This window comes from Peptoclostridium acidaminophilum DSM 3953, from assembly GCF_000597865.1.
Taxonomy (GTDB): domain Bacteria; phylum Bacillota; class Clostridia; order Peptostreptococcales; family Peptostreptococcaceae; genus Peptoclostridium_A; species Peptoclostridium_A acidaminophilum.
The window spans coordinates 1094849-1115077 of the sequence record NZ_CP007452.1 but is presented as its reverse complement, the minus strand read 5'-3'; the positions used below and the strand labels follow the sequence as shown (position 1 = coordinate 1115077).

The window sequence follows — 20229 nt, the reverse complement described above, 5'->3', positions numbered from 1 at the left end:
ATTAAAAAAGAGCTTATCTAAAGCTCCATTTCAACGCGTTAAGTTTTGTTTCATCTGCGCCATCATCATTCTGCTTGTTGCTCGCCTTCCTCGCCTTAAACTCTTCAGGCACCTTTGCGTAGTTCTTGAAGCAGTCTGATGCGCATGCCACCGCTTTATTTTCCCCTGTCACTTCTACATTGAAATACTTTGAAGCCTCAGCTCCGCAAAGCCATGTTTCTTCCTCAAGCATTTGCTTTATGGTTTCAATGTCAACGCCTTCCTTGAGATTCTCTTCGTAGACATTCAATATGCCTATCTCGATATTGTCGAGCGTTTCAGCCATTTTTCTCAGCTCAGTCGAATTGCCGGCCATACTTCCCCATGGCTTATGGATCATCATGTACGCATTCGACGGTATTATGATTTTGTCGCCAGCCAAAGCTATCACGCTGGCAATCGAGCCGGCAAGCCCGTCAACATATACTGTCTTTTGGCCTTGATGTCTTTTGAGCATGTTGTATATGGCCATGCCAGCAAACACACTTCCGCCGCCACTGTTGACATAGATATTGATGTTCTTGCCCTGGACTTCATTCAGGAAGTTCTTCACTGATTCAGGGTACTGGTCCGTATCGTCCCATGCTCCCCACCACGAGCTGACTATGTCGCCGTAGAAATACAAGTCTGCACTGTCACTCGTTTGATTTTTTATTTGCATGCACTTAAGTATTGCCCTCACCTCCCTTCGAGTTTTTAATTCTCTCGTGCTCTTCCAGCGTTTCTAATGTTGTATAGTTCAAGCTGAAATAGTGCTTGTCGCCGTATTCCCCGATGTCGTTCATTTCCTCAAGCCTTCGAACATCGTTGATTGTGAGGACCCCTATGCCAATCATTTCCTTGTAATAATTAGCCCTCGTTTGTGTGTCCCCCCTGAGCGCGCTTGTGAGGTTGAACTTGACGTAATAGTCCTCACGCTCAAGGAAAAGCTTGTAGTTGAACTCTTCCTCCATCGCTATGCAATCCGGCTGGATTACGTCCATGATAAATCTCATGTTCTGCTGCTCAACGTTGTTGTATGTGCTTCTTTCCATGTCGTTGAGCATGAATGATGGTACGTTGAATATGTTTGCAATTTCAATGTTATTGAGTTTTCTTGCCACTACAAATTCAGCATCTTTGAGTGGTATGCTGATATCTTGCCACTCAATGCCTCCATCGAGCACTGCTACATCGCCAGTGTTGGAAACTCCGCCATAGAGCTCACGCCATTCCAGCTTGAGCTTTTTCTTTGCTGCTGCATCCAGCGAAGCCGGAATCTTTAGTGCACCTTTCCTGAGTGTTCCATTCTTGTAGAAGTTGCCTTCGAATTTCTGCATAGCCTGAAGGTTGCCGGCGTTCTCGCTCGCTACCGTCAACGGCGCTTTGCCAACCTTGCCGTCTATGCTCAAGTACGGCAGATGTATTATCTCATCTTCAGAAAGCACTTCCTGCTTGCCGTCGCTGTTAATGACAAACCAATACTTGCCTTTGTCTTTGACAATCCTTACCACAGCTGGATTAATCGGAATCAGCTCTACTATCTTTTTGCCTGAGAACTTCATCCGAACATATGCGTTTCCCCATAGCAGCTGAGATGTGATGATGAACTTCTTGAACTGCGATGGTGTCTGGTAGCTGTTAGGCCTTTTTTCGAGCAGATAGCTCGCTCTGTGCCCGCTGTCTCTTTCTCTTTTTTCTCCGGATTTCCTGTACACCTGCAATGGCAGCTTGGCAAGTGCGTTTGCCCTTCTCTCGACACACGCAAAAACTACTCCAAGGCCACCAAAGGCACCAGCCGGCGTGATTGTTTCTCCGCTGCTTGTCACAGGTTGCATGATGCTCACTAGTGGCTGCTCCCATTCTTGGACAACAACTTCATTTCTGAACACCTTTTTCATGATTCCTTTCACGAAGTTTTTAATCTTATTCACCCCCTTCCTACAAACTCCAGTCATCGCTGAGTATCAGGGCATTTAAATCTACAGCCCCCGGATTCAGCATTGCTCTTGTATGGCTTATTATGCCCGCCATCACAGGGTCAATCCTTTGTGCTGCTTTCGACTTGTCCGGCTTGACGTTGCCTGCCGGATCCAGCCTGACTACAACGTTGTTCATCGCCCATTTCAGCACAGGATTTCCGAAAGTCAGCAGCTTCTTCTCCAGTATCAGCTTTTCTACATCCTTCGTTGGCTCTGATAGGGTTCTGTAGCCTTGCCTTATTTCAATGCATATGAAGCCCTCGTTGGAAGCATTGTTTGCGAATTGCGTCGCATTCCATGGGTCATAGTCAAGCTCTACTATTCTGTATTTCTTTGCTTGCTCTGTGATATATGACAATATCCAATCATAGTCTATGACGCTTCCAGGTGTCGCCGTCATCCACCCTTCTCGAATCCACGCTGAATATGGCACCTTGTCTGTTCTTTCCTTCTCCCTCACGGCGTCCTCTGGAATGAAGCTGTGGTTAATCCATGCATACTTTCCATCAGCTAGTGGGAATTCAAGGTTCACGCTGGTAATATCCGTAGTGGTTGAAAGGTCTATTCCACAATAGCAGTCAGCTCCTTCAAGTTGATTGATGTCGAAATCAGCATTGGCTTCCTCGCACACCTTGTATTTCTGCATATTAACCCATCTGGTCTCTTGATTCACCCACATGTTGAGGTGCTTGCAGAAGAAGTTGTTTTGCGCTGCAGGTATTTCCTTAGCTTTCTCAGCCTTCCTTCTGAGGTCATCCATGTCTACGCTTATGTCGAGGTTTGGATTGGCCTTAATCCAGTTAGCTTCATCGAACGGATCATCGTCCTCATCAAGCTGTGCGATGTAAGCAAAGAACGTTTCGTCCTCGATTACGCCTTCCAGAACCTTTATTGAATACTCATATAGCTCATAACATATGCCGTGCAGGTTGAATCCTGCTGTCGTAACATTCCAAATGAGTGGCTGCTTTCTTGCTCCTGTTGCAGTCTCCAGAACGTCATATACTTCTCTTGTCTTATGAGCGTGCAGCTCGTCTATAAGCCCCATGCTTATGTTTAGGCCGTCCATGGTGTTAGCATCTGCGCTTAGTGGTTCAAACTTGCTGTTCGTCGCAGGCATCGACATATTGGCCTGAAATACGTCGATGTGTTTTTTAATATATGGTGAAGCCTGTATCATTCGCTTGGCTTCATCGAATATTATCCTCGACTGGTCGCGCTTAGTGGCTGCACTGTATACCTCGGCTCCTTGCTCACCATCTACCGACAGCCCTATGATACCTATACCAGCCATCTTTGTGGATTTTCCATTCTTTCTTGCTACCTGTTCGTATACCGTTTTGAATCTTCTTAGCTCCGTCTTCTTGTGAATCCACCCGAATGTTGAGCCTATGCAAAAGCACTGCCATAATTCCAGCTCTATTGACTGCCCTGCCCATTCACCTTTTGAGTGTTTAAGCAATTTAAAAAAGTCCAGGTACCGTTCAGCTCTATCCTCGTCAAACTTGTATGGATATGCTCTGGTCTTGGACCTTTTCAAGTCATTCATATGTCTTTCGCAAGCTAGCCTAACAAGCTTGCCAGCTACTATATTTCCGGAAAGCACCTGCTTTGCATACTTCGTGGTTCTGTCTATCTTATCCACTTCTACCACCGCTTATGAACTTCATGAAAGGATCTTCAGTTTCCTCCGGCTTCTCGATATGCAGATTGCTCCTTGCGCTTGGAGTAAGTCCGAATTCCTTGCCGTATTTCACCATCTGCTCCATAGCCTTATTGGCTATGCCCACCTCAGGACGTTGGATGATGTTGCCCTTGTCAGTCTCATCCGTGTATCCATATGTTCTGATGAGCTTCTCGGCTTCCACCCACCTGTTGTATGCTTGGCAATATGCTCCCAGGGCTGCTATGTCAGCTTCGGTAAGTAATCCATTCTTATGCAATAGTGGTGCTATCCTTTTCCACTCCTTCTTTGCGTACCTGCTTAGATGCGCTGGTGGGTTCGGCACCTCGCTTCCAATCGGAAAAACTGGCTCACTCTCATTGAGCTGCCTTTTGCCAGGGTTGCCTTGAAGGACTTTAAGGTTTGTCGGTTTTGGAGCTGGTCCCCTTTTACCCATTTTCAACACCTCCCCATTTTAACCCCCCCATATCAAAACCTGCGGTCACACATTCAGAGCCCCTGCGCCGGTTCCCGGGGTAGTGCCTAAATGTTATAACCATAGGGGGGTATCTTTAGCCATGTATCTTATTGTGACAACTATGGCATAAACTAACTAAGTTGTTCATATCAAGCCGTTTGTCCCAATCGTCCTTAATCTCTACGATATGATGCACAACATCAGCCATTGTTACCTTGTCATGCTTGATGCACTCTTGGCACACACCAGCATCAAACATCAGACGCATCCTTCGCGCCTTGCTCCATTCATTGCTGTGATAGAACTCAGTGAATCGCCTATCCTTTACACGTCTTACCTGTTTGTCATAGTGATAGTTCCTGTCCTGCTTGTCATGCTCCTCCAACGCCCTATGCTTTTCACAATATTGATTCGGGTATTCAGCAAGACCAGGACATCTCATCTTCTTGCATGGCCGCTTTTTTCTAATCGCCATCACAATCACTTCTTTCTTCGAAGTACTTTAGTATTTTTTCTTCCCACGTTCTGTATTTTCTTTTCTTCATAAACCTTGCGAGTTTATATATGTTGTCATCTACCAACATATAGCAACTTTCATCATCCAATATCTCTGTAATGTCTGTCGAAATATATTTTCTTTCATCCCTGGCACCTTTAGTTTTATATCCCTGCTCGTTAAGATACTGAGCAACTTTTTCTGTTCTCTCGAGCTCTATGTATTTTAGGAATATTTCTTCAGTCAAATTTCTGGGTTTCATCTCCAATATTTCCCTTACTGAGTCCAGACATTTAATCTTTGTTTTTATCTCTTCATATGTCATAAATTTACTTTTTCACCCCTTTCAGTTATTCATATCTATTAATTTTGTATAACTCATGCATTCCACTTCAAACTCACTCAAATTCAGCATTAGGCTTCGATTTAAAAATGCCAATTATACATTTTTTCATTATGAATAACTCATTTTATATTTAAAGTTATTTATAGCCCTTTCTGTGCTTTCGTCGGTCATTCCGATATACCTTAAGGTTATCCTCGGATGACTATGATTGAATATCTGCTGCAGCATTACTATGTCGCCATATTGATTGTAGAAATGGTATCCGAAAGTTTTTCTTAAGCTATGCGTCCCCATATTGAACACTCCATGCTCTTCTCCTGCTTTGCTCAATATTTTATAAGCCATATCCCTACTGATAGGACTGTTGTAGTTTTGACGCGATTTAATTAGATAATCGTCAGGATCTTTATCCTTACAGTATTCGTTCAATATTTTTCGCAATCTAGGCATGATAGGAATGTTCTTTTGCTTGCCTGTCTTTTTCTCAATAATATTCAGACTGCTTTTGTTCTTCACATCTCTAATCTTGATTCGCAGAATATCAGATATTCTAAGCCCGGAATGAACGCCTACCATAAACATAATATAGTTTCTTTCGCTTTGTTTTTTTAGATAGGCTGCTATGTCATCTATTGTCTGTTCATCTCTGATAGGATCCACAAAATTCACGTTCTCACCACCTTTACACTCTCTCGCCCCACCCTCTGCGAATATCTTTGGAGTGTACCTTTCCCACTCGACCTTTTTTGCATTAAAAAAGCAGCCCTTTTTTCATGAGCTGCTTTTTCGAAATATTATATGGTTTGGAACAAATCTCCATGCTTCTATTATTTCATACTTTTTCTGAAAAAACTGCCCCAAAACTGCCCCTTTTCTGCCCCATTTCTGCTACTTTTCGATTTATACCACTTTTAAGGCGTTCACTTGCTCTAAAACTTCAATCAATTTGTCTATGGCCATGAAATTAATTTTTCTTATCCCGGATGTCGTTATATAGTTTTTCTGCCTATACTTTTCATTTATTTTGATTTCTATTTCTCCCCATGACATATTCTCAAGGTATTTGCATTCAACTACATATTTTTCTTGGTTTGTGAGGCTGGATAGCATGCATTCAACTTGGCTTATTTCAAGCTTTGGCATGAATGCTTTGGATTTTTCTCTTTTGATATATTCTTTCAATATCTCCACATACTTTTCTTTTTTCATGTTCTCATCTTCGCATTTTGTAAGCTTTTTTATCACTTCATTTTCAACGACAGAATGCTTTGTGTATCCACTTCCGCCCATCCAGCAATTATTTGACTTGTCATCAGAAAACACCTCAAGTATCATCTCTGGATTTTTAATTGCAGCTTCCCAAGCATCAATTCTGGCTTGAGCCATTTCAACGACAGACTTATTTTTTTTATAGTTCCTCAATACATTTTCCAGCATCTTTTTCATTTCAATTTCCCCTCCATTTTTTAAATAAAAAGAGACACTCCCAGCCCCATTCTGGAAGTGCCTCCGCTACTCGGTCAGCACAGTTTATTTAATTCTTTCTTTGTACGTATTCTCAAGCTTTATTATCAAGTCCCCATTGACGCTTTTTATTCCAAACTCAAAATAGTTGATATCCCCTATTTTCTCAACCGCATCTACTATGTCATCAACTTTCGCATGTATTCTAGCTTTTAGTTCTTCTTTTCCCATGAATAGTATTCCCCCTATTTTATTTTGCTACTGCTATGTTATCCAGCAACCCCTTGACCACAGCTGCTATTTCTTTTTTATCGAGCCGCTTCTCTTTTGGATAGCCTTCTATGTACACAATTTTCTTGATATTAAAGCCTTTGTCTGTCTTTGATACTTTAAACTCTTCCCTTTCCATTTTGAGTGCCCCCTTTAGCTTCAGCTACTATGTTATATATCTTTTTCACCTCAAGCTTTGCCTTTTCCTTTCTTATTGCAGTCTCAAGATTTTCCCCCTTGAAATATCTTCTTACAACAGCCTCAACTCTCGGATTAAGCTTCATCGCAATGCCTCCTGTATCTTCAATTCCCCTTGGTATGTGTTTTTGCAGAAGCTTTCAAGTAATCCGTTTTGCTTTCTGAAAGTCCAGATGTGCTTGTTTTCGCTTATCAGTGTGCCCTTGAATTTGCTTCTCTTGTTCCCGCTTTCCAAGACTTCAACTGTGTATTTCTTCCCCAATTCCAGCTTGCATCTCAAATCGCTATCCCCTTTTTATATTATTCTGTTCTCTTGATGCTTTTCTCTTCGTCGAAGCCTTCTGGATATCTCTTTTTCAGCTTTTCAATGTTGGCTATAGCTATTTCACTTAAATCTAAATCAGCTGTAGTTGCAATTGTGGCCACGTACCAAAGTACATCTCCCAACTCCTTTTTGAGCTTGTCCTGGTCCATTTCATGGCCATGCCACAGCACTTTCTTAAGATAATCGACTACTTCTCCAGCTTCGCCGGCCAATCCCATGCTAAAATTAAGGAATCTGTTTCTGTCATCAAGGCTGCCGGCAGTCCTTTCAGCTTCTAGTTGATATTTTTCAAAACTCATTTCGGTAATCACGTCTGCTAAACATCCATTGCAACTACATAAGCTGCAATCCTTTTCTTCGCCTGTTTCCATCATTGTTTCGCACTCTTTCAAATCATGTTGTTGTGCTTTACTTAACATCATTCTGCCTCCCAATCTATTTTCTGGCCACAACGTCTACAATATGCATCTAGGTATCCTATGAAGCTTCCACACTGGCAATCATATAGCTTTGTACCTTTGCAAAACTTGGCTCTGCCCACCATAGTATCCTTCTCTGATATTATGACGGTGGGCTTCTTTGGGATTAACTTTTCAAGTGCATCTATCGCCAGCTCGTAATATCTAGCAAGCCTAATGCTGTCTCTCCCTCGCTCAAATCCCAGCTGCTGCCTATGATATTGTATAGCTCTCTTTATCTCTTTTAGGTTGCTCATGACCTGCACCTCCTATTGCGCTATTTGCTTGGATTATGCTATTTTGAAGAAATTACTCCAGACATCTTCAGGCTCTCTGTCGCAATCGATATTCAGACCGCATATGCAGCCTACTCCATTTGCTTCGCATCTTCCTACGCAATCGTAATTTTTGAACGGGCATATGTCTCCATTCTTTTCGACTAGTGCGCTTATGATACAGTCTATATAGTCCTCATCGTCACTATCTATCTCTATGTCGGGCATGTCATATTGGTCATGCAGAAGCACAAACAATGCCTTTTTTAGATCGCTAACTTCCTTTCTCATCTGCAGTACCTCCCTTCGCCATTTATTCATATTGCGCCTTTCGCTGGCCCTATCTCACGATATTCAGGAATTTAGTCATTTCTGGAGCAAACACCAAATCTATTCTGCCTGTCTCCCCATATCTATTTTTGCCTATAATGACTTCGGCAATATTCTTCTTATCGGTGTCAGGATAGTAATATTCATCCCTGTAGACAAACATCACAGTATCCGCATCCTGCTCTATCTGCCCTGTTTCTCTAAGGTCTGAAAGCATCGGCCTTTTGTCTGTCCTCATCTCGCATCCCCTGCTTAGCTGACTTAGAACCAGCACCGGGCATCCAAGCTCCTTCCAGAGCCTTACTATGCCTCGCGACACTTCTTCAAGACCTTCTCTTCTGTCGGATTTTTCAACCTGCATGAGCTGCAGATAATCTATCACCACAAGATCTAATCCAGCCGTTCTTTTTAATTTCATGCATTCGGTTTTAATCTCGGATATTGAGAATAAATCGTCTGCTATGAACAGGTTGCTGTTCGATATGGCCGATGCCGACTGTACAAGCTTTGCCCAGTCATCGTCCTGCATCTTCTTCCCATTGATTTTTGATTTATTGAGAAGTGATTCTTGGTGCAAAATACGCTCCATCAGCTTGTCTTTTGGCATCTCCAGGCTGAACACTGCCACACTCTTCTTTTTCTTGACTGCTGCATTCCTTGCTATATCAAGTGCAAGCGCCGTTTTGCCCATTGCAGGCCTGCCGGCAATTATGTGATATCCTTCTGTTAGGCCGTCCAGGACTCTGTTCAAGTCAAGGAAGCCTGTATCCAAGCCCTTAAGCTCGTTGCTGTTGTACCTGCTCTCAATGTTTTCAAATGCGCTTACTGCAAGCTCTCTAGCTGAAGTAAGTGAGTTATTCGAAACCAAGCCCCTTATCTCATCTATTCTTTTTTCTGTATTTTCAAGCACATCGTCCTTTTGTGCATTGAGCTTCACATAGTCACCCAGCGCTGCTATTGAACTGACCGTTGAGTTTCTTTTGAGCTGCTCTATGTATGTTTCAAAATTCCTGTCGGTTAGTATGTCTGCACCCATATCAGTCAGGTACGTAATATCAATCTTCGGAGCTTTGTAATGCAATGTTACTAGATCTACGCCCTGGCCTTCGTCTGCAAGGCTCTTAATCGCCTTAAATATCTCCTTGTGTGTTGGTATGTCGAATAAGGATTCGCTCAACTTGCTCATGTGCTCAAGCAGATGCGGATACATCATCAAGCAGCCCAGCACCTGTTTTTCAATATTAAGTGTGCTTATATCCCTCATTTCACCGACCTCCGTTTATAATTTTTTGTATCTGTTGGAATCTCGCTCTCCTTGCTGATTGCTTGAATCGCTTTGTCGCTCTATTTGCTTTTGTGGCTTGTTCTGTATCCACCCTTCAATCATCTCATCGCTCCTAAAAATGAACTCAGGGGTAGCGTAGAACTTGCTCGATGGATTACCGCCCATATGCCAAGGTGAGTTTCTGATGTTGTCTATTGCCTTGATCAGCTCCTCAGGCGTATAGGTTTTAAGCCGAGCTTTTATTTTTGCTCTACGGCTTTCAGATAGCATCCTGATTTCGTATATGCCTTCGAAGGTTTTCTGATAATGGTCAAACACACGATATATTTTATTGTTTGTAATCTCTGTAGTAATCTCTGGTATTGCTCTTTCTTTTTCGCCCTTTCTAGCTTCCTTTTCGCCCTTTCTATTTTCTTTTTCACGTTTCGAATTTTCTTTAAGACAATTCGAATTATCCAAATCACCCTCGGTTACAGACTCATTTTTTTCTTCACTGTCAACAAAGTCATTAAGATTGATTGCGTACCCATCAAGACTGAAGCCAAGCTCCATCAGGTCCTTTTGAATCTTGAGAAGGTTAACTCTATATTGAAGTATTCTATCCATCTTAATTTTGGGATTGCGCCTTTCATCAAGCCAGCCTTTATCAACAAGCTTTTTAAGATACTCTCTCATGGCTTTAGGCTGCACGCCCATCATGGTTTCCTCAGACAGCTCCTCGGCCTTCTTGTATACCCAGCCATTGGCAAGTTCTATATTAGGGATGTCCTGGTCACTCGTTGCGAATTTCATGCATCTTTCTTTTTCTTCAAGTATGTATTTGTCTAAATCGCTGACCTTCTCAGACCAGTAGATCATCTGGCCAAGAACTACGCCTAGCCTAAAATCTCCAGTTAGAGTCACCAACTCCTCCTTGATTACAACCCGCTTAAGCTTCTTCATAATGACAATCCCCCTAAAACGATTATTAAGCATAGCAGGGTGAAAGCTATAGCTCCCACGCCTGCCAACAACATTAAATCACTAAATCTTCGTCGTCTTTTAGTTTGGCACGCTTCAATTCGTATCATATCAGCCTCCTAAAACGGCAAATCGCTATCGTCGAGATTCCCTATAGGTTCATATTGCGGAGTTTCTTGGTCCGGTTGCGACCCATTTATGCCCTCACCCGTTGGCTTTCCAAGGAATTCTACATTTTCAGATATTATTTCAGTTATGTATCTCTTGCTGCCTTCCTTGTCTTCGTATGATCTGGTCTGGATTCTGCCTTTCACCCCGACCTGCTGGCCCTTTTGAAGGTAATTGGCGCAATTTTCCGCTTGTTTTCCCCATGCTTGAACTTGAATAAAGTCAGCTTCGTAATTACCTTCCTTGTTCTTAAAAGGCCTATTCACAGCGGCTGTGAATGTAGATACAGGATTCCCGGTTGTCGGTATATATCTGAGCTCAGGATCTTTTGTAAGTCTTCCGATTATGACTACGCAGTTCACTAAATCATCCCCTTAGAATTCTTATATTTTCTGATTCTTATACATATTGTAGAAGCGTCACATCCGTATAGAGCTCCTATCTCTCTGAGTGTCATACACGCTCTGAGCTTAATCATATTTACAATGTCGCTCTCGCTTGGTTTCCGTCTAGGTAGCTTTCCTTCGCACACCTTATCTAGTATCTGAAACGCTTCCTCCGGATTGCATTCACGGTCAATCGCTATCAGAAGTGCCGTATAGTTTTCAAGTAAATCTATATTAGAAATCATGACCATCACCTCATTAGTGTGATATAATTAATTTAACGTATCTTTCATCAGCCCTTTTCGGATGCCAGTCCTGGAGGGCTTTTTCTATGTCCATATGTAGCTCAAACATCTCTTTTTTAACAGCTATCAGCTGCTCTTCTTTACTTCTTGCATGAATAAGCCGCTGCAGGTCATGTATTGTTCCCGAAGCTATCCCGCGTTTCATCTTTCTTTACCTCCTACCAGCCTTTGCTTATGTCTCTCAAGCTCTTGCATTTTGCATTCGATTTCAGCCAATCTTTTGTCTGAATCAGGCTTGTTGAAAATCTCCATGTGTTCTACAAGCAGCTTCATATGCTCACCTATTGTTTCAATAACCTTGTTGCTAATTCTGTTGTACTCTGCCAATTCGCTCACATTGCACCTCCCATTCATTTTGAAAAAATAAGTGCCATTGCAGCTCCTGCTACATCATCAACTTCCTTGGTTATTCGTTCCCACTTCTGTTCTTCGTACTTATCGACTATTCCATCGCAAGCAATTTCAATCATGCTGTTATTAATCTTGCTTAAATCATGCATTTCTTTTTGAAGCCTTAGTACAGACTTTGCCACGTCTGAAAATTCTACATCCGGAAGGTAAATCCGCCCTAATAATGTGTTTTGCTTCATATGCATATATACAAGCCACCTTGCATTGTATAGCTTATCCATAGCACAAACTATGTCTTCCGGAGGTATTGTCCTGTTTGTTTCGTAGTCAGCTAGAGAACGTACACTAACATTCAGATACTCGGCAGCCATAAGCTGCGTCAAACCGGCAAGTTGTCTAGCATTTTGATACATATTCTTGCATTGTGCCTTCATTCAATTCGCCTCCACAATAATTTATAATTAAGTCATAAGATAATTCCCTCCAATTAAATACTCTTCCAGCATTTCTCTCAAATCTCAAACAGCATATTCCCATCTTTCAAAGCTCCTGCCCCACAGGAGCTCTTGTCGTTGAAAAACTATCGGTTCACAACTCTAAGATATGTCTTTTCATTCTTACTCTGCTCCTCAAGCCATTTATCAAGTAACTTGCGTGTAGTCCTAAGCTGTTTACCTATCCTTATTGCCGGAAAGTCGTTTCGTCTAAAAAGCTCATATGCTGCATACTTTCCTACTCCTAAGTACTCCATCACTGCATGTACATCCATGCTTTCATCTTCGACATTGGGTGCAGCAGCCGGTATTTCTTTAAGTTCTTGTACTTCTTTTCTGAGGCTGGTTACCTCAGCCAAGAGCCTATCTAGTAAAACAAGGGCGCCCTCACTCATGACTATTCCTCCTCTCCTAATACCATGTTCTTGGACCTTTCACATGCAGCCAGCATTTGCGGCCATTCATTTCGTAATCGAATCTAAGGAATGGCCCGTTGGCTTTGTCCTTTTGATACTTCACGCTGATTGGCTCGATTGTCATTCGTGTTTCAAGCCCCCAGGCGTGGTAGAAATTATAGAGAAATTTCTTGAACATGTCGGCGTTTACTCCAAGCTTGTCAAAGCCTTCAATGTTTTCAGCGACTAGCATGATTCAGACCTCCTTTCCCTTTGATAAAAAACTCTTTGCCAAATCCCTTAAATCAAACATTTTGATTTCATCGCTAGAGTCTAAAATCACTGGCGTTGTCTTGCATAATTGCTTTGAATCATAATCCGGCAAAATCAATCGTTTTGCTACTGCTTCTGCAATCTTTTCTACATCAGGCTGTTCTTGAACTCGCACTTCCAGAGCAGCCACTTTCTTCTCCAGCTCTTCAATTCTCTTATCTGCTTCCAATGTGGTCGCCTCCTTCTTAGCGTTCCTTTTTGACACTATCCATTCAAAAAAATATCGTCGTTGCTGTAATTTAAAACAGCTTTAATTTTTATGGCAAGACTAAGAGATGGATTTTTGAGGCCTAATTCTATATTTGTATACGATGCCCTTGATATCCCAAGCTCTTTTGATAACTTGTCTTGCGTCAATCCACTTTTAGTTCTCATTTCTTTCAATTTTTTTCGCAATCATTCCCACCTCCTTGCGTGTCTTAACGGAACATCTTATAGTTTTATGATAGTGCCTTTTTGACACATTGTCAAGTGTGTTTCGAAAATAAAGTTCATTATAGACACCAAAGTTTATTTTAGACACATTTTGGACTAAAATATTCATTGAGGGGGGATTTCATGTCTACATTTGGTGATAGATTGAAAAATTTAAGAATAGAGAAAGATCTGACTCAACAAGATATTGCTGATATTTTAGGCGTGGGAAGAGCTACTATAGCTGGGTATGAAACCAAAGGCAAACAACCAGATTTTGACAAATTAAAGTCTATCAGTGATTACTTCGACGTCTCCATAGACTACCTCCTTGGCCGAACAGACGAGCGTAAGCCTGGCAGTAAGATACTAACTAAGGCATATCATAGCATCAATGCCAATGGCTTGTCCGAAGAAGATATCAAGCAGGTGGAGGACTATATCGAATTTCTTAAGTCAAAATATAATCCGGATGGGTCTTTAAAAAAAAGAAATAAAATAAACTAAAATCATAAATTTTTGCTAGTATAAACTTGGCGGTTCTGAATATGGAAGATATATTAAAACAAATATTAAGCGAGATTGGTTCAATGAAAAATGACATATCTTCAATAAATAAAAGGCTGGAATCATTGGAAAATAAGGTTGATGGCCTAGATTCCAAGGTTGATAAGATAAGCGAAAAGCTGGATGACATTGAAGCTAAAAACGCTGAAAGGCATATCGATATCAATAACGGCATCAGCAAGATCCAGCAGGATGTCACCGCTCTTGAAGCAATAACCGGAAAGAATATGACTGATATAGCCATACTTAAGGCTGTAAAGTAATGTACTCAATAAAATAAATAATAAATTAGCTGTAGTAATACAGCTTTTGTTTTAGCTTGCCATGTCATAATTTCTCATTATTGTAACAGGTTTTTAGAAATGGGTTCCGTTTCTATGCTTTTATACAATTATTTAATATAAGGGAGGTTTTATCATGATTAACAATCTTAAGGGTATGCTAGGGGCTTCAAAGGTTACAAATGTAGACAAGTTTAATGAACTGCTGCTTCCAGGTGAAGAAGTTGAGCATGTCTATAAGATGGTGCTGGATGAGATATGCTTCACCAATAAGAGAGTAATTTTCTTCGACAACAAATTCATCTCAAAGAAAAAGAAACGTGTAAGCGTTCCTTATAGCTCAATACATGGATTTGCTGTTGAAGAAGCCGGTATGTTGGACATGGATGCAGATGTCACTTTGTTCACTCGCAGCGGCAATTTTGACCTTGAATTTATCAAGGGAACCAATCTTGTTGAAATTGAGCATGTGCTAGCCAAGTACATATGTAAATAATCTATTTCCTTAGAATATAGCTGTTTACACAGCTTTTTTTCAGTATTTATTCATTTAAATATAAGGAGGTTTTACTTAATATGTCCGATGAAAGATTATTACCAGTATTACATGAATCCATGCTTCCTTTTATTAGTCAAATAACAAATACTTTAGGAGTAGAAAGAACTGTATTAGCTTCCGATGATGAAATTCAATATGCATGGAAGGAACTTCCTAGGGAATTATTAAGAATACCTCCTGAACTCAGAGATGAACTATTGGCAAGAATGTGCGTAGCCGTATCGACGGGATTATTTGATGGCGCAATAAACTATATTTGGAATGCATCAATAAGAAATTTGCGCAATAAAGTTAAAGATTTTGGATACAATGTTGTGGCACACATACTAAGCGATAATTTTGATGAAAAAAAATTAAACAACCTGAAGGATGCAGAATTATTATGCTTATGTTTGAAATTAAATTTGATATCTGAAGAAGGATTCTTCTTTTTGGATCAATGTAGAGATATACGAAATAATTTCTCTGCTGCACATCCCAGCATAGCATTTATTGATGATCGTGAACTGATTTTTTTTATTAGTCGTTGTAGTAAGTATGCTTTATCATCTGTAATCAATTTAAAAGGTGTTGATATTAATTCTTTTGCTACAGCATTAAAAGGAGGACAATTCACTACTACACAATTAAATTTGTGGATTTCTCGTCTTAAAGAGACCCATGATGCACAACGTGAAATGTTATTTGGAATGTTACATGGGGTATATTGTGATCCTTCTTCAGCAGAACAATCTAGAATTAATGCTCTTAATATATGCATGGATTTTGCTTCTGATTTCACACCACAAATAAAATTAAATTTAACAGATAAACATTATGAATATCAAGCAAAAGGTGACGAAAAAAGGCATTCTGCATCATTGAAAATGTTTGAAAAATTAGGGCTTCTTAACTGTTTAAGTGATATGGAAGTTCATCATATTTTTTCCAATGCATGTAATAGGCTGTATTCTGTACATATGTCCTACGATAATTTTTATAACGAACCCCCATTTGCAGAAAGATTATTCGAATTATCTCTAGAAACAGAAATTCCTGATACAATCAAACCAAGTTACGTTTATACAATACTTATATGCTATGTCGGCAACAGATATGGTACATCTTCTATGGCTGAACAATATTATGAAGATATGATTAAAAACTTCACACCTAAAGAAATCAGTATACTTTTGGATTTGCTGGAAATGGATACAAAATCGATTCTTGCTGATAGACTGAAAACACATCCTAGATGTAAAGAAAAATATGTGGAAGCAATAAAAATGATTAATATTAGTAGTATTGGTGGCCATCTCGAAGCAAAATATAATAAAATATTAAAAAAATGAAAAACAAAGCAGTATATCTCGAGGTGATACTATCTTTGTTTTTCAATGCTATAAATCCTGTATTGACTCGCCCAAAATTGGGTGTATAATGCAGTTAAGGGACAGATGCTTGTTTTAAGCACCTATCCCTTAACTTTTACAGTCAATAAAATGTACACATAGCATTGGACACATATTCTAAAAAATAAGATAAAATAAGAACATGAGCAGAATGAGAAGAAACTGGACCCCTGAGGAGAAAGCCGCAATAGTGCTTGAACTCCTTCGCGAAGAAAGCACATTGGCTGAAATCGCTAAAAAATATGATGTATCACAACAATTAATTAGTCGCTGGAAAGCAGAGTTTTTATCCAACATGTCCGCCGTATTTGATAAGAAGAACGAAAACATTGAAAAGATTCAGCGCGAACATGAAGATGAAAAGGAGCATCTTATAAAGAAAATTGGTGAACTCACACTGGATGTAGACTGGCTTAAAAAAAAACAGGTGCAAATCTCACAAATGAAGAAAAAAGGTCGCTGATTGAATGGACTGATTCAGATCTAACAGTCAAACATCAATGTGAATTGATTGATTTGCCACGATCCAGTGCATATCACAAGCCTGTTGAAATAAGCCCATCGAAGGATGAGATTACCATAAAAAATGCCATTGATAGAATTCACTTTGACGAACCTTCATACGGTGTTAGAAGGATACGCAATGAGCTATGCAAACTCGGATTCAACCATGTGGGCAGACGCTTGGTTAAGCGATACATGCAGGAAATGGACATTACCTGCTTCTATCCTGGCCCTAATTTGAGTAAGCGTGCAAAACAATCCAAGACATACCCATATCTCTTAAGACATCTTGACATTAATCGTCCAAATCAAGTCTGGTCTATTGATATCACTTATATAGGAACCCCGACAGGATTTGTATATCTAACAGCCATAATCGACTGGTATTCAAGATTTATCGTAGGTTATACCATTAGCAACACTTTGCAAACAGATATGGTCATACGCGCAGTAGAAAGCGCTGTAAAGGAGCACGGCATGCCCGAAATTATTAACAGTGATCAAGGCAGCCAATTCACATCACAAGCTTACATTGATTGTATTAAGCATCTAAAAATGACTAAAATCAGCATGGACGGCAAAGGCCGAGCAACTGACAACATAGCAATTGAAAGATTTTTCCGTTCATATAAGTGGGAACGCTTGTATTTGCTGTGCCCTGAAACTGTTCATGAAGTTAAATCACTCACAAAAGAATACATAGAAACATACAATTACAAAAGAGGGCATCAGAGTTACAACTACCGCACACCAGCTGATGTGTATTACGGACATCAGCCACTTGCAGCCTAATATTTTATCACGAAAGGAGACTTATCTTAGAAAATCGAATTTCGTGTCTTGACAAGCGTGCACATTATACAAAATCGCAACTTAGTAGACACCTGCCGCGGTTAAGTCATTCTGAAGTATTGTTTTATTCACTAAAATGCAATTCCAAATAATCTTCCTGTATCATTATCCTCGTCTGATAATTCCACTGCCAAATTAACATTTTTAAATGAATACTTTTCACCACCAACAATTGGTATATCCGAGTCTAAAACAGTCAAAATATATTGTATATCATACTTATCACAAATTTCCTCTATTAACTCTAAGTATTTCACTCTTTTTCGTGGATCCAAACTTTCTAAACAACCATCGTGATAAATAAATCTAAAGAAGGATTTATCATTATAGTTTTTTGATAATGCAATATCAAAACAAGCACATAATATTTTTTTATAAGAAAATCCTTTGTCCTCAGAAGTTAATTCATTATTATCATTTGCTATTTCAGCTTTAAATTCCACGTTTCCCTTTTTATTGTTTGTTATCGAGAGTATGCCAGGCTTAAATATAATTCGCTTTAAAAAGTTGTAATAATCTTTACGTATGCTCTTATAAAGTTCGTTGCTTTTCTTAACTTCTAGTTCTATTTTTTCTTTAACTTCGTTAATGTCTTTTATAATGTTATCTAATTCTATTTTTTGTACTTTAACTACGTCGATATTTTCCAACTGAACTTTTAAACGTTCTATTTCTTTTTCTATTTCAATTAAATCATATTGATATTTTTTAAATTTTTGAAAAGAATCTTTCTCTCTTAAAATTTTCATAATTTCCATTCTCTTACCATTTAGACTTTGCAATCTGTTTTCAACTTTATTTAATTCGCTGGTTTTTTCTTCCAATGCTTCATTGAGATATTTTTTACGCTCACTCGTGATTTTTTTGTTGAATTCAATTAATTCTTCGTAGCTTTTTTTTAGTTGACTATTAAAAAATATTTCTACTTCCTTGAATATTTCTATGGTTTCATCAATATCAAAAGTATTATCGGATTCGAAAGATTCATTTATTTTACTAATATCATATTTTAAATTATATTCCCTTGTATCTGAATGTCAATGAATATTTGAGCCAGGCGCTAGTGAATTTCTGAGCCACCTGTGCTAATGAAAAAGTATACCATTTTCATATTTGTGCTAATGAATATTTGAGCCACTTATTGTAATAAAGAAGGGAAATTGGGTTTAGCCTTCATTTCCCTTAATTCATCTTTTATTTGCTGTTGCTGTCCTTTCGATAAGAATCGCCATTCATGTTTAATACATAGGAGCGGAATGTTATTCTGTCAACTAGGGCTGCGACCATTATTGGATTATCGAAAAGCTCTGTCCATCTTGAGAATTCAAGATTTGTGGTTATTATGATGCTGCCTTTTTCGGATCGATCAGAGATTACCTTGAAAAGCAGATCTGACTGATGCCTGTTAAAGCTTAGGTATGAGAGTTCATCTAGTATTAGCAGATCAACTTTAGACAGCTGTTTTTCAAGCTTTGCCAGCCTTTTGTACTCGCTGGCCTCGACCAATTCAGTTGCAAGTGATGCGGCGTTATAAAACTTGACGGAATATCCGAGGGTGCAGGCTTTCAAGCCAAGGCTTATTGCAAGATGCGTCTTGCCTGTTCCGGGATTCCCTATCATTACAATGTTTTGATGTTTGTCTATGTAGTCGCACTCAGACAACTCAAAAATAAAAGGTTCTTTTACATGTTTAAGCCGGCTTGTATCAAATTCATCAAGAGTCTTCAAATATGGATACTTTGCAGCTTTGATCCGCCTTTTGCGATTATTTTCCTGACGCTGGTCGTTCTCAACTCTTAGTAGCGCAAGGAGGAAATCCTCATAGCTCATATTGGTGTCCATCTGACGGATCATATTTTCATAATCACAAAAGGTAGGGAGCTTGAGCTGCTTGCAGTAAAGAGAAATAGACTGTGCCTTCACGTTTATTTCACCCATTATCCGTTCACCGCCACTTTGAATTTGGCATCATAAGCCGATAGGTCCACATTATCAACTGAGATATCCGTTGCAACCGATATTACGCCGTTTGATACAGGACCATCCAAGTAACTTCGTACCAGGTCGATTGTGGGACTTACCGTAGCAGGTATTTGGTTTTTAATGCCGATTATCCTGTCAGTGCCATAATCAAGGCACAATCGAAGAAGTTTGACAGTATCCCTGTTTGCATTTGGGAATTTCATTCCCCATTCAAGCAGGTCTCTCTGAATAGCCTGCCTTACAGGTTTGGCGTTGAATACGGAGCGTGGCTTTCGTTCCAGAAGTGGCATGTAGTGCTCCAGAGTATAGCTGGTGTAGCCCCCTGGACCATAGATGCGGTCATAGGATGCCACGACTGCAGACTTGTGATGTATTCTGATTTCGTTGCCATAGGCCTTTATTGTGGCTTCCTGGCCTATCAGTGTTGCCGGAACTGAATAATTGTTTTTATCAAACCTTACTGTGGAGTATTCATTTACTTTTGCAATCGCAGTTTTGCTTGTATCAAAACTGTATTTTGGAAGTGAGTAGAAGTATGATGCTTCTTGAAAGAGCCGCATACCGACAGTTCCCTCACGTCCTTGTATCATATGCTGCTTATACTCGTTGCATTTTTCTGATAGTAAACTATTCAGCTCTGATAAGTTTTTTATCCTTGGAACAGGAACCAGGAAGTAAAATGTACACATAGCATTGGA

At 39.8% G+C, this 20229-nt stretch carries 33 protein-coding genes and 1 pseudogene; 5 read left to right on the top strand and 29 right to left on the bottom strand.

Going from position 1 to position 20229, the window contains the following annotated elements; all coding sequences use genetic code 11:
- Positions 1-13: 13 nt before the first annotated feature.
- The 26 genes from EAL2_RS05525 to EAL2_RS05415 form a co-directional block, all read right to left on the bottom strand.
- Positions 14-700 (bottom strand): head maturation protease, ClpP-related, encoded by a 687-nt coding sequence (locus EAL2_RS05525; RefSeq protein WP_025435408.1) that lies wholly within the window; start codon positions 698-700, stop codon positions 14-16.
- 4 nt (positions 701-704) lie between these two features.
- The gene (locus EAL2_RS05520) at positions 705-1919 is read right to left on the bottom strand and encodes a phage portal protein (protein WP_038601835.1); all 1215 of its coding nucleotides are present in this window, start codon (positions 1917-1919) and stop codon (positions 705-707) included.
- Between the two features lie 40 nt (positions 1920-1959).
- The gene (locus tag EAL2_RS05515) at positions 1960-3645 is read right to left on the bottom strand and encodes a terminase large subunit (RefSeq protein ID WP_025435406.1); all 1686 of its coding nucleotides are present in this window, start codon (positions 3643-3645) and stop codon (positions 1960-1962) included.
- Positions 3638-4120, bottom strand: coding sequence for a phage terminase small subunit P27 family (locus EAL2_RS05510; protein WP_025435405.1), 483 nt, complete (start codon positions 4118-4120; stop codon positions 3638-3640). Before EAL2_RS05510 ends, EAL2_RS05515 begins: the two co-directional genes overlap by 8 nt.
- 115 nt (positions 4121-4235) lie before the next feature.
- Complete coding sequence (locus tag EAL2_RS15635; RefSeq protein WP_038601833.1) at positions 4236-4616, bottom strand: HNH endonuclease signature motif containing protein; 381 nt, start codon at positions 4614-4616, stop codon at positions 4236-4238.
- Positions 4606-4962, bottom strand: a complete 357-nt coding sequence (locus EAL2_RS05500; RefSeq protein WP_025435404.1) for a recombinase family protein — start codon at positions 4960-4962, stop codon at positions 4606-4608. The genes EAL2_RS15635 and EAL2_RS05500 overlap by 11 nt, the downstream gene beginning before the upstream one ends.
- 129 nt (positions 4963-5091) lie before the next feature.
- Positions 5092-5652: a site-specific integrase gene (locus EAL2_RS05495; protein ID WP_025435403.1), complete on the bottom strand. Its 561-nt coding sequence runs from the start codon at positions 5650-5652 to the stop codon at positions 5092-5094.
- Between the two features lie 231 nt (positions 5653-5883).
- A complete protein-coding gene (locus EAL2_RS05490) occupies positions 5884-6429 on the bottom strand; it encodes a hypothetical protein (protein ID WP_025435402.1) in 546 nt (181 codons plus the stop codon).
- Between the two features lie 84 nt (positions 6430-6513).
- Positions 6514-6678 (bottom strand): hypothetical protein, encoded by a 165-nt coding sequence (locus tag EAL2_RS15470; RefSeq protein WP_158408896.1) that lies wholly within the window; start codon positions 6676-6678, stop codon positions 6514-6516.
- A gap of 19 nt (positions 6679-6697) precedes the next feature.
- Positions 6698-6856, bottom strand: a complete 159-nt coding sequence (locus EAL2_RS15465; RefSeq protein ID WP_158408895.1) for a hypothetical protein — start codon at positions 6854-6856, stop codon at positions 6698-6700.
- Positions 6837-7001, bottom strand: coding sequence for a hypothetical protein (locus EAL2_RS15460; RefSeq protein WP_158408894.1), 165 nt, complete (start codon positions 6999-7001; stop codon positions 6837-6839). Before EAL2_RS15460 ends, EAL2_RS15465 begins: the two co-directional genes overlap by 20 nt.
- Complete coding sequence (locus tag EAL2_RS05485; RefSeq protein WP_207641150.1) at positions 6998-7177, bottom strand: hypothetical protein; 180 nt, start codon at positions 7175-7177, stop codon at positions 6998-7000. The genes EAL2_RS15460 and EAL2_RS05485 overlap by 4 nt, the downstream gene beginning before the upstream one ends.
- 38 nt (positions 7178-7215) lie before the next feature.
- Positions 7216-7662, bottom strand: a complete 447-nt coding sequence (locus tag EAL2_RS05480) for a nucleoside triphosphate pyrophosphohydrolase family protein (protein WP_242842497.1) — start codon at positions 7660-7662, stop codon at positions 7216-7218.
- Positions 7659-7955 (bottom strand): hypothetical protein, encoded by a 297-nt coding sequence (locus EAL2_RS05475; protein ID WP_025435399.1) that lies wholly within the window; start codon positions 7953-7955, stop codon positions 7659-7661. Before EAL2_RS05475 ends, EAL2_RS05480 begins: the two co-directional genes overlap by 4 nt.
- A 33-nt stretch (positions 7956-7988) precedes the next feature.
- A complete protein-coding gene (locus EAL2_RS05470; protein ID WP_025435398.1) occupies positions 7989-8264 on the bottom strand; it encodes a hypothetical protein in 276 nt (91 codons plus the stop codon).
- A gap of 49 nt (positions 8265-8313) precedes the next feature.
- Entirely contained in the window at positions 8314-9567 is a 1254-nt protein-coding gene (locus EAL2_RS05465) for a replicative DNA helicase (protein WP_025435397.1), read from the bottom strand.
- A 15-nt stretch (positions 9568-9582) separates the two neighbouring features.
- Positions 9583-10530, bottom strand: coding sequence for a hypothetical protein (locus EAL2_RS14760; protein ID WP_025435396.1), 948 nt, complete (start codon positions 10528-10530; stop codon positions 9583-9585).
- Positions 10531-10667: 137 nt separating this feature from the next.
- A complete protein-coding gene (locus EAL2_RS05455; protein ID WP_025435395.1) occupies positions 10668-11078 on the bottom strand; it encodes a single-stranded DNA-binding protein in 411 nt (136 codons plus the stop codon).
- A complete protein-coding gene (locus EAL2_RS05450) occupies positions 11078-11347 on the bottom strand; it encodes a hypothetical protein (RefSeq protein WP_025435394.1) in 270 nt (89 codons plus the stop codon). Before EAL2_RS05450 ends, EAL2_RS05455 begins: the two co-directional genes overlap by 1 nt.
- A gap of 13 nt (positions 11348-11360) precedes the next feature.
- Complete coding sequence (locus tag EAL2_RS05445; RefSeq protein WP_025435393.1) at positions 11361-11552, bottom strand: hypothetical protein; 192 nt, start codon at positions 11550-11552, stop codon at positions 11361-11363.
- A complete protein-coding gene (locus EAL2_RS05440; RefSeq protein ID WP_025435392.1) occupies positions 11549-11743 on the bottom strand; it encodes a hypothetical protein in 195 nt (64 codons plus the stop codon). Before EAL2_RS05440 ends, EAL2_RS05445 begins: the two co-directional genes overlap by 4 nt.
- A gap of 14 nt (positions 11744-11757) precedes the next feature.
- Positions 11758-12192 (bottom strand): helix-turn-helix domain-containing protein, encoded by a 435-nt coding sequence (locus tag EAL2_RS05435; RefSeq protein ID WP_025435391.1) that lies wholly within the window; start codon positions 12190-12192, stop codon positions 11758-11760.
- Positions 12193-12338: 146 nt separating this feature from the next.
- Positions 12339-12647 carry a helix-turn-helix domain-containing protein gene (locus EAL2_RS15340; protein ID WP_025435390.1) on the bottom strand — a complete coding sequence of 103 codons (309 nt, stop codon included), beginning with the start codon at positions 12645-12647 and terminating at the stop codon, positions 12339-12341.
- 16 nt (positions 12648-12663) lie between these two features.
- Positions 12664-12900 carry a hypothetical protein gene (locus EAL2_RS05425; RefSeq protein ID WP_025435389.1) on the bottom strand — a complete coding sequence of 79 codons (237 nt, stop codon included), beginning with the start codon at positions 12898-12900 and terminating at the stop codon, positions 12664-12666.
- A gap of 3 nt (positions 12901-12903) precedes the next feature.
- Entirely contained in the window at positions 12904-13149 is a 246-nt protein-coding gene (locus tag EAL2_RS05420) for a hypothetical protein (protein WP_038601817.1), read from the bottom strand.
- Between the two features lie 35 nt (positions 13150-13184).
- Positions 13185-13376, bottom strand: a complete 192-nt coding sequence (locus EAL2_RS05415; protein ID WP_038601814.1) for a helix-turn-helix transcriptional regulator — start codon at positions 13374-13376, stop codon at positions 13185-13187.
- A 162-nt stretch (positions 13377-13538) separates the two neighbouring features.
- Here EAL2_RS05415 and EAL2_RS05410 point away from each other — a divergent pair, with 162 nt between their 5' ends.
- From EAL2_RS05410 to EAL2_RS05385, 5 genes and pseudogenes are all read left to right on the top strand, one after another.
- Positions 13539-13901, top strand: a complete 363-nt coding sequence (locus tag EAL2_RS05410) for a helix-turn-helix domain-containing protein (RefSeq protein WP_025435388.1) — start codon at positions 13539-13541, stop codon at positions 13899-13901.
- A 41-nt stretch (positions 13902-13942) separates the two neighbouring features.
- On the top strand, positions 13943-14224 hold the full coding sequence (locus EAL2_RS05405) for a coiled-coil domain-containing protein (RefSeq protein WP_025435387.1): 282 nt from the start codon (positions 13943-13945) through the stop codon (positions 14222-14224).
- Between the two features lie 154 nt (positions 14225-14378).
- Positions 14379-14738, top strand: a complete 360-nt coding sequence (locus EAL2_RS05400; protein WP_025435386.1) for a PH domain-containing protein — start codon at positions 14379-14381, stop codon at positions 14736-14738.
- A gap of 80 nt (positions 14739-14818) precedes the next feature.
- Positions 14819-16132: a hypothetical protein gene (locus EAL2_RS05395; protein WP_025435385.1), complete on the top strand. Its 1314-nt coding sequence runs from the start codon at positions 14819-14821 to the stop codon at positions 16130-16132.
- Between the two features lie 211 nt (positions 16133-16343).
- Positions 16344-17488 (top strand): annotated as a pseudogene (locus EAL2_RS05385) (IS3 family transposase).
- 131 nt (positions 17489-17619) lie between these two features.
- Here EAL2_RS05385 and EAL2_RS05380 read toward each other — a convergent pair.
- From EAL2_RS05380 to EAL2_RS05370, 3 genes are all read right to left on the bottom strand, one after another.
- Positions 17620-18372, bottom strand: coding sequence for a DUF2326 domain-containing protein (locus EAL2_RS05380; protein ID WP_148295973.1), 753 nt, complete (start codon positions 18370-18372; stop codon positions 17620-17622).
- Between the two features lie 370 nt (positions 18373-18742).
- On the bottom strand, positions 18743-19486 hold the full coding sequence (gene istB / locus EAL2_RS05375; RefSeq protein ID WP_038601615.1) for an IS21-like element helper ATPase IstB: 744 nt from the start codon (positions 19484-19486) through the stop codon (positions 18743-18745).
- Positions 19486-20220: a Mu transposase domain-containing protein gene (locus EAL2_RS05370; RefSeq protein ID WP_025435383.1), complete on the bottom strand. Its 735-nt coding sequence runs from the start codon at positions 20218-20220 to the stop codon at positions 19486-19488. The genes istB and EAL2_RS05370 overlap by 1 nt, the downstream gene beginning before the upstream one ends.
- Positions 20221-20229 lie beyond the last annotated feature (9 nt).

What these genes read in the sequence shown, in the direction of transcription:
- EAL2_RS05525 (WP_025435408.1), bottom strand. Translation starts at nt 700, where the DNA reads ATGCAAATAAAAAATCAAACGAGTGACAGTGCAGACTTGTATTTCTAC.
- EAL2_RS05520 (WP_038601835.1), bottom strand. Translation starts at nt 1,919, where the DNA reads ATGAAAAAGGTGTTCAGAAATGAAGTTGTTGTCCAAGAATGGGAGCAG.
- EAL2_RS05510 (WP_025435405.1), bottom strand. Translation starts at nt 4,120, where the DNA reads ATGGGTAAAAGGGGACCAGCTCCAAAACCGACAAACCTTAAAGTCCTT.
- EAL2_RS15635 (WP_038601833.1), bottom strand. Translation starts at nt 4,616, where the DNA reads ATGGCGATTAGAAAAAAGCGGCCATGCAAGAAGATGAGATGTCCTGGT.
- EAL2_RS05500 (WP_025435404.1), bottom strand. Translation starts at nt 4,962, where the DNA reads ATGACATATGAAGAGATAAAAACAAAGATTAAATGTCTGGACTCAGTA.
- EAL2_RS05490 (WP_025435402.1), bottom strand. Translation starts at nt 6,429, where the DNA reads ATGAAAAAGATGCTGGAAAATGTATTGAGGAACTATAAAAAAAATAAG.
- EAL2_RS15470 (WP_158408896.1), bottom strand. Translation starts at nt 6,678, where the DNA reads ATGGGAAAAGAAGAACTAAAAGCTAGAATACATGCGAAAGTTGATGAC.
- EAL2_RS15465 (WP_158408895.1), bottom strand. Translation starts at nt 6,856, where the DNA reads ATGGAAAGGGAAGAGTTTAAAGTATCAAAGACAGACAAAGGCTTTAAT.
- EAL2_RS15460 (WP_158408894.1), bottom strand. Translation starts at nt 7,001, where the DNA reads ATGAAGCTTAATCCGAGAGTTGAGGCTGTTGTAAGAAGATATTTCAAG.
- EAL2_RS05480 (WP_242842497.1), bottom strand. Translation starts at nt 7,662, where the DNA reads ATGATGTTAAGTAAAGCACAACAACATGATTTGAAAGAGTGCGAAACA.
- EAL2_RS05475 (WP_025435399.1), bottom strand. Translation starts at nt 7,955, where the DNA reads ATGAGCAACCTAAAAGAGATAAAGAGAGCTATACAATATCATAGGCAG.
- EAL2_RS05470 (WP_025435398.1), bottom strand. Translation starts at nt 8,264, where the DNA reads ATGAGAAAGGAAGTTAGCGATCTAAAAAAGGCATTGTTTGTGCTTCTG.
- EAL2_RS05465 (WP_025435397.1), bottom strand. Translation starts at nt 9,567, where the DNA reads ATGAGGGATATAAGCACACTTAATATTGAAAAACAGGTGCTGGGCTGC.
- EAL2_RS14760 (WP_025435396.1), bottom strand. Translation starts at nt 10,530, where the DNA reads ATGAAGAAGCTTAAGCGGGTTGTAATCAAGGAGGAGTTGGTGACTCTA.
- EAL2_RS05450 (WP_025435394.1), bottom strand. Translation starts at nt 11,347, where the DNA reads ATGATTTCTAATATAGATTTACTTGAAAACTATACGGCACTTCTGATA.
- EAL2_RS05445 (WP_025435393.1), bottom strand. Translation starts at nt 11,552, where the DNA reads ATGAAACGCGGGATAGCTTCGGGAACAATACATGACCTGCAGCGGCTT.
- EAL2_RS05435 (WP_025435391.1), bottom strand. Translation starts at nt 12,192, where the DNA reads ATGAAGGCACAATGCAAGAATATGTATCAAAATGCTAGACAACTTGCC.
- EAL2_RS15340 (WP_025435390.1), bottom strand. Translation starts at nt 12,647, where the DNA reads ATGAGTGAGGGCGCCCTTGTTTTACTAGATAGGCTCTTGGCTGAGGTA.
- EAL2_RS05425 (WP_025435389.1), bottom strand. Translation starts at nt 12,900, where the DNA reads ATGCTAGTCGCTGAAAACATTGAAGGCTTTGACAAGCTTGGAGTAAAC.
- EAL2_RS05410 (WP_025435388.1), top strand. Translation starts at nt 13,539, where the DNA reads ATGTCTACATTTGGTGATAGATTGAAAAATTTAAGAATAGAGAAAGAT.
- EAL2_RS05405 (WP_025435387.1), top strand. Translation starts at nt 13,943, where the DNA reads ATGGAAGATATATTAAAACAAATATTAAGCGAGATTGGTTCAATGAAA.
- EAL2_RS05400 (WP_025435386.1), top strand. Translation starts at nt 14,379, where the DNA reads ATGATTAACAATCTTAAGGGTATGCTAGGGGCTTCAAAGGTTACAAAT.
- EAL2_RS05395 (WP_025435385.1), top strand. Translation starts at nt 14,819, where the DNA reads ATGTCCGATGAAAGATTATTACCAGTATTACATGAATCCATGCTTCCT.
- istB (WP_038601615.1), bottom strand. Translation starts at nt 19,486, where the DNA reads ATGGGTGAAATAAACGTGAAGGCACAGTCTATTTCTCTTTACTGCAAG.
- EAL2_RS05370 (WP_025435383.1), bottom strand. Translation starts at nt 20,220, where the DNA reads ATGTGTACATTTTACTTCCTGGTTCCTGTTCCAAGGATAAAAAACTTA.